We start from the raw sequence: 4,003 nt of genomic DNA on the forward strand, positions 1-4,003 counted from the left end.
AAGAACATAACAAAAGAGAAGAACTTATAATAAGATTCTTCTCCTTTGTTATATAAAAATTACATGCTAAATTACACATAAAAGGTATCAAAAAATTACACATGATAGTTGTTGATGAACTGAGATTCCTCGTTCTTTTAAAACTTCCGATACATCACGATAGCTTAAAGAAAAACGGAAATAATAGCCGACCGCTACCAAAATCATATCTTTCTTGAACTGTTTTTCTTTAAAATATTTCATGCTCCTCAAATCATTTTTCTTACATTTTAATTTCACTTAGAAAACTTTGCAACAGAACCGATTTTCTTGTTATCTTTGCATTTCAGGGAATATCCAAATTCCAGAAGCACGAAATAGGTCTCTATAAACTTTAAGGAGCTCATCTTTCGATATGTGATTCGTTTTTTCTAAAGAATTGTCATCCATATATACTAAATGAGAAAAATTTTTATTAGAATTTACTCCATTCATCTTATCACTAAAATTATTCGTTACATTAAAAATGGTTAAAGCTCTTCTCATATGAGTTGCACTTGTTATTAGTGTTATATTTTTTAATCCTTCTTTGTCAAGTATTGGGATAGTGAAAAGGGCGTTTTCTAAAGTATCCATTGATTTATCTTCTAAAATAATTCTGTCTTTATTTATTCCATTCGAAATTAACCATTTACTCATCGCAGTAGCTTCTGTAATTCCCTTTTTTGGCCCACCTCCAGATACAATAATTTTAGAGTTAGCATCTTTTTTTGCAACATCAAGGCCAATTTTCAAACGCTGTATAAGAGTTTGACTCATGGATCCATCTGCTGAAAGGGCACTTCCTAATATAACAATCGCATGATTATTTTGAGGGAAATCAGTTGTTACAGTTGTATTTAATTTTGTGTTGATTATACCTTCTAGTAATTCTATATTATTCTTATATTCAGTATATTTACCCACATCTATTTGATCCATATTTTTCAAATGCTTAGAATATGATTGATTGTCCCCATTAATTTTGGAGTAAATGGCAAAAAGAAAGTGTGCGTTAAAATTATTTGGTTCTATATTTAATATATTGTTATAAGTACTTAAAGCCTCTGGAATTTTATTCTGAATAATTTGGGATGATGCCAGATCAAATTTCAAGTTAATATCATAGGGGTCTAATGTTACAGCTTCCTTGAATAACTTTTCAATTTCATTATATTTTTTACCATCTCTATAATACCCTACAGCTTTTGTTTTTAAATCATTAATTCGATCTAATGTTGTGGGGTTATTGTTTGCTGAGCTTATGCCTACATTATTGGCTATAATTGAGAATGATACAAATGTAACTAACAATATAAGACCAATAAAAATTAAATTTTTTTTATTCATTTTTTTCATATATTACTCCTTAACTATTTATATTGGTGTTTCTTAATGTCCATTTTGAATTGTTTTCCTTTAAAATATCCATATATCATTCCCCTCATTACATACCGTTATCATGCCAGAAGTTCACTGAGAAGTGGCTCTCTTCATGATATGCTTCAAACTCATACCCCTTTTCTTTTAAACCCTTTAAAATTGCTGGTACAGCAGCAACGGATTGTGGATGAATGTCATGCATTAAAATAACTTCCTGTGATTTCGTTGCACCTGCCAATACATTTTGAGCAATTTGTGCTGCAGCCGCATCAACTGGTACTTTATTGTATTTCCAGTCTAAAGAATCAATTGTCCAATCCCATACTTTAAAGTCGCCTTCTACTACTTTATTTCGAAGTCCTTCATTTAAACCTGGCATTGAACCATATGGTGGACGTGTTAATTTAGGTGATTTACCAATAATATTAGCAATCAAACCTTGATTTTCTTTCATTTCATTAACATATTCGCCATTTTTATATAACTTGGCAAAATCATGTGTCATACTATGCATACCAACATAATGACCCTCTGCATTTTCACGTTTTACTAAATCAGGAAACTCTTTCACATTCGCTCCAATTAAAAAGAATGTTGCCTTCGCATCATGTTGTTTTAGCATATTTAATAATTCAGCCGTATATTTTCCTGGACCATCATCAAATGTTAGATAAGCAACTTTTCTTTCTTTTCCATTAAAACGACTCGGTGCCGTTTTATTCATTTCACCTTTCGGTTGTTCACTTGCAAACTGTATTACATTTTCTTGCTGCGCAACAGCTTTTGCTGGTGAAATAATAGATTGAAACATGAAATACCCAACTGCCACTGCTGCAATCGCTATTATAACGACTACTATTCGTTTCATATTAAAAGCCTTTCCCATTCCATCGAATCCCTTTCCTTAGTAATCTTATATATAAATCATCCGGATCTGTTACAAAGTTTCTTAACATCAAATCAGATGAGAGATTGTCACTAATCGATTATTTATAAATAATTTTTGTAATTCACTGCACGTCAAAAAGACAGGATTCTGGTTTACAGTTCCTGTTTGTTCTATTTAAAGAATGCTAAGCAAATTATCTTCTAAAGTTTCAACATTAATATAAATTATTATTAATTTACATATTCATTTTGTTACATCGCTACATATTTTGATCAATATGTAGCGATGCCGTTCTACAGAAGTATTAAGGGATTTAAACATACCATACAAACACAAAAATAAATATTTCAAAAAAGTCCACAGACAACGGTACTTTTTAATAATTTTAGAATTAACCTCAAAAAACACTGTACATATACCTGTGGTACTAGTTGAAATTTATTCATGGTTTTTGAGTACTAGAAAATCAATTAACACCACAGGTTACATATAATTGTTAATGTACCTAATATTTTCCTCATACATGATACTCCTAAAAATTATATTCCAGGTACATTATAAGATATCGCCAAAATCTATTTTAATATCAATCCACAATAGTGTTCATATTAAAATGTACTTTTGATAAGGGACTTTTTTGATATATTCGTTCTTGTGTTTTCATGTTATAGTAAAATCCCTTTATGTTACTGTACAACGACATAGATAAATATGAATCTAGATATTTATCTATATAATAAAATCAAGAAAGAAGGTGCTATATGAGATTTCTAATAGCGGGATTCTTATTTTTGGTGTTACTTGTACTAATTATAAAAGATATAAAAGAATTTAAATCTAATACAAGTGATATCTCAGTTTCTACACGTTCACCACTTAAATCTAATACAAGTGATATCTCAATTTCTACACGTTTACCACTTAAATCTAATACAGGTGATAGTCCAGTTTTTACATCCTTACTACCTGTTTGGATAGACTCTGATAGTGGTAGTTTCAATGATTGTGGTGGAGATAGCGGCGCTTGTGGTGGAGAATAACTGTAAAATTTAGGGATAAAAAATCAAAAGACAGATTAGCAATGTATTAATGCCTGTAACATTAGTTCCTACTTTGCAACTACTAGAAGTTGCAAAGTTCCACATGCACAAAGCATTTGTTTGCGCCAGACCTCATCAATTCATACTAGATAATCAAGGAGTCCTAACATGCAAAATTTATCTATCAAAACAACTATAAAAGCTGAGATGCTTTTATGAACATATTTTTGTACATACTATTGGGTATTCTGTTATCATTCTTTATCATTTTTACGAAAATACTGTCAGCTGATGAGACTGGATTTTCGAAAGAAGACGAGCGAAAAAAAGAATTTTAACAGATGCTACCCGTACGAGTTGGCAAGTTATAATGATTTACGCATTCTTTAGATTAATCATTATAATCCCTATTTTTCAGGAATTAGTAGGTTCTTCCCAAATAAAACCGAATACGTTTTTCAATAACGGTGGGGGATATACTTCTTGTGTGCTTAATTGGATACATCATTGGAGCGTTTATCTCCTATTTTCGGCATTCCTAACATCAAATCATACTATTCGGAAATGATTCCTGCTTGTTGATGATCCCCCTCTTTTTTGGTTCTGGTGCAAATAATGAAAAAAGACAAAATCAAACATAGATTCCTAGAGACATCAACTCTAAAGCAGTTAT

Annotated in this window: 3 protein-coding genes and 1 pseudogene; 1 reads left to right on the forward strand and 3 read right to left on the reverse strand. The window is 30.9% G+C overall.

Features of this window, described 5'->3' with window-relative positions; translation table 11 throughout:
• Positions 1-114 precede the first annotated feature (114 nt).
• The 3 genes and pseudogenes from CDB3_RS29845 to CDB3_RS29855 form a co-directional block, all read right to left on the reverse strand.
• Positions 115-243 (reverse strand): annotated as a pseudogene (locus tag CDB3_RS29845) (IS6 family transposase); the annotation flags it as partial.
• Between the two features lie 69 nt (positions 244-312).
• Complete coding sequence (locus CDB3_RS29850) at positions 313-1,377, reverse strand: YdcF family protein (protein ID WP_128856975.1); 1,065 nt, start codon at positions 1,375-1,377, stop codon at positions 313-315.
• 88 nt (positions 1,378-1,465) lie between these two features.
• Entirely contained in the window at positions 1,466-2,287 is an 822-nt protein-coding gene (locus tag CDB3_RS29855; protein WP_128856976.1) for a peptidoglycan-N-acetylglucosamine deacetylase, read from the reverse strand.
• A gap of 764 nt (positions 2,288-3,051) precedes the next feature.
• Between CDB3_RS29855 and CDB3_RS29860 the strand changes: the two genes are divergently transcribed.
• Positions 3,052-3,330: a hypothetical protein gene (locus CDB3_RS29860; RefSeq protein WP_128856977.1), complete on the forward strand. Its 279-nt coding sequence runs from the start codon at positions 3,052-3,054 to the stop codon at positions 3,328-3,330.
• Positions 3,331-4,003: the final 673 nt, after the last annotated feature.

The sequence above is a fragment of the Bacillus sp. CDB3 genome, from assembly GCF_002081505.1.
Lineage (GTDB): Bacteria > Bacillota > Bacilli > Bacillales > Bacillaceae_G > Bacillus_A > Bacillus_A cereus_AT.